2 protein-coding genes are annotated in these 2,605 nt (G+C 37.0%); both read right to left on the minus strand.

Annotation, left to right across the window (positions count from 1 at the left end; translation table 11 throughout):
• Nucleotides 1-443 precede the first annotated feature (443 nt).
• Nucleotides 444-1,214 carry a hypothetical protein gene (locus ABD892_RS03940; RefSeq protein WP_345194049.1) on the minus strand — a complete coding sequence of 257 codons (771 nt, stop codon included), beginning with the start codon at nucleotides 1,212-1,214 and terminating at the stop codon, nucleotides 444-446.
• Between the two features lie 396 nt (nucleotides 1,215-1,610).
• Nucleotides 1,611-2,456 carry a hypothetical protein gene (locus tag ABD892_RS03945; RefSeq protein WP_345194050.1) on the minus strand — a complete coding sequence of 282 codons (846 nt, stop codon included), beginning with the start codon at nucleotides 2,454-2,456 and terminating at the stop codon, nucleotides 1,611-1,613.
• Between the last annotated feature and the right edge of the window lie 149 nt (nucleotides 2,457-2,605).

A 2,605-nucleotide genomic window follows, 5' to 3' on the forward strand; every position in this document is an offset into this window, starting at 1 on the left:
CCAGAATCAGTGTTCAAGACTTACCAGAATGGGTGTTCAAGAGTTACCAGAATCGGTGTTCAAGTTGTGCCAGAATACGCAAGTGATTAGGTTTATTGTTGAATGTTAATGTGTTAGTTTTGATCTGTTGTTTAGTTAGATGATTTTTCATATTAAAAATATGTAGATATGACATCGGCATTGCCTATGAGTTGCGCAAAACTTGATATGAACAACTAAGGAAGCTGCGAATAAGTCTCTTTTTCCAATAGCAGTGTCAGTAATGCCAAGGGTTACCGAAGGTGAAGGTGGACTTATTCGCACCTTCCCTAAATGGGATTTTTAGTTATGATAGGATGTTGGATTTTTACCCGATAATATAGGGTTTGCTAAGAAGTGAAAAAGAATTTTAAGAGGTTCTTGTTTTGTTGAACTGAATTGGTTGATTGGTTGTTAATCCTGTTTTAAAACGTGTCAGCGATTACGGTTTCTCCATCTGTTCTGCGATAGAGTGATTTTATTGTGCCACTTACGGCTGTATTATGGCCACTATGAACTTGTAATGTGTTAGGTATTTCTTGTAAGTCAATTATTCTGCGTACGCCTCTTGTATTAGCATGCCTTTGTAACTGTCTTGGAGATATTGAGTCTGAAGATGAGGTTTGTTCACGGAATGCAAGATTTGCACGTTCTGGGAACCAGCGTAGATCCTGCATTCTTTGTGCAACCACCAAATAGCCGAACTCATTTTTATCAATGATTTGTAGCCAGATATTCTGATGCTTTGGTGGGAAGCAGAGCACCCTTGTTTCATATTGAAGATTGCATACATCACCGATTCCTTGCAAATGCGGAAAGCCTCTTACATTAGGCTTTCTGATCATGAAGAACCTGCGTTCATTGGCCGGTAGAATGAGCGATTGGGTTATTAAAGCATTTGAACCATCATAGATCAATTCGGCTTCTGCATCGATTCTTGCTCTGGCATTATAGAAGCGCCTATATATATCATCATTGGAAGGGTAGGCTGTGTGTTGTAAGCGACCATCAGCTCGATGATAGTGTATCCTTCTTTGATTAATATTGGTATCTGGAGGAATAACGGAAACGGGGCTTTCATAGCGACGGGCAGGACATGCGAAAATGCACCAGTTCCTGAAAAACTGTTTTATCGAATGACAAGTATCAAATAAACAATTGTATATATGTATGCCTATTTCCTGAATACTTCTCATTAGTATATCCTTAGCTTAAAAATAAGGTTCTAAACACTTTAGAGCAATCAATTAAATAGAAGTTCACAGGTGTTGGTATCAATAGTTATGATAATTCATTGTGGGTTTTTCGATTTCATATTGTTTGTGGTTGCGTGTTTTATCAACTCTTGTGGTGGCAATATTCTTAATATTCACTGAAATAAACTATTTAAGTTTCTTATGATATGTTGTATTTGTATTTGTATTTGTATTTGTATTTGTATTTGTATTTGTATTTGTATTTGTATTTGTGTGCTTGACGATTTTGTTTGTTTGAATTGCTTCAGGCTGTTATTAGTTTTTTTAAATGAACAGTTTCATTGGAATGAGAGTTTTATCATATCAAAATAACAATAATAGGTTAGGGCTTAATAATCATTGCGCTTGTCGATATGATATAGAGTAGAGCATGATAGTGTGACCATCAGGTAGTCTGGCTAAAGATCTTATTATTCCTTTTCTATGAGGGTCTTGATTTCTATGGATGCGGAGTAAATTGGTGATATTATTAAAGTCGGCATCTGTCATTGTTGACTGTGTATATAGATGTTCTGTACCTGCAATCTCACCTCTACCATGTAATTTTTCATTTCTCCTTACGCTATTCTTGTCTTTGGCAAGAACAAAATCTTTTGTTCTATATGCAAGATTTACTCTTTCTGGAAACCATTGAATATCTTTTTCGCGCTGAGCAACAACAAGGTATCCATGTTCATTTTTACCAAGGAGCTGTAGCCATACACCGGTACGTTGTTTTGAAAAGCAGAATTCTGTTGGAACACATGTTAGATGGTAAACATCGCCAATTTCATTTAAGTTAGAGTCTTCAATTTCAGATTGATCTAAAAGAAATAATCGTCTCTGGTTTGCTGGTAATAGTAGGGATAAAACGATGCTTAATATTCTTTGGTTGTAGATGTTTTCGGACTCGGCATTAATTCTGCTTAATGAATCTGAAAAAGATTCATAGACAGCACGGTCAGTAATAAGCTTATTTTCTAAGCGTGGATCGACTGTTTGACGTTGAATGTTTCGTTGGCTTATTTTAGCGGGACTCGGTTCGCATGCAACCGGGCTTTCAAAATGTCTTGGAGGGCATACGCAGACAGACCAATCGCGAAAATAGGTGATAATCGCATGATAGATATCAAAAAAATGGTTATAAATATGTGTCCCTGCTGCACGGATATCTCGACAAACTGCATGAATCTCTCGCATCATATATTATCTCCACGGATATAAAGTACGCGTTGCTATCTGTTTATGTTTTAAGACTGCAAGGCGAGAGATAAATCCTTAACTCCCGCTTAACGATCTGAAGAAGTAAGGCTAAATTGAATGAAGAGAGCGTCCCCTGTGCTCTTCAGGCA

Origin of the sequence: Kistimonas scapharcae, from assembly GCF_039540975.1 — a bacterium.
Taxonomy (GTDB): domain Bacteria; phylum Pseudomonadota; class Gammaproteobacteria; order Pseudomonadales; family Endozoicomonadaceae; genus Kistimonas; species Kistimonas scapharcae.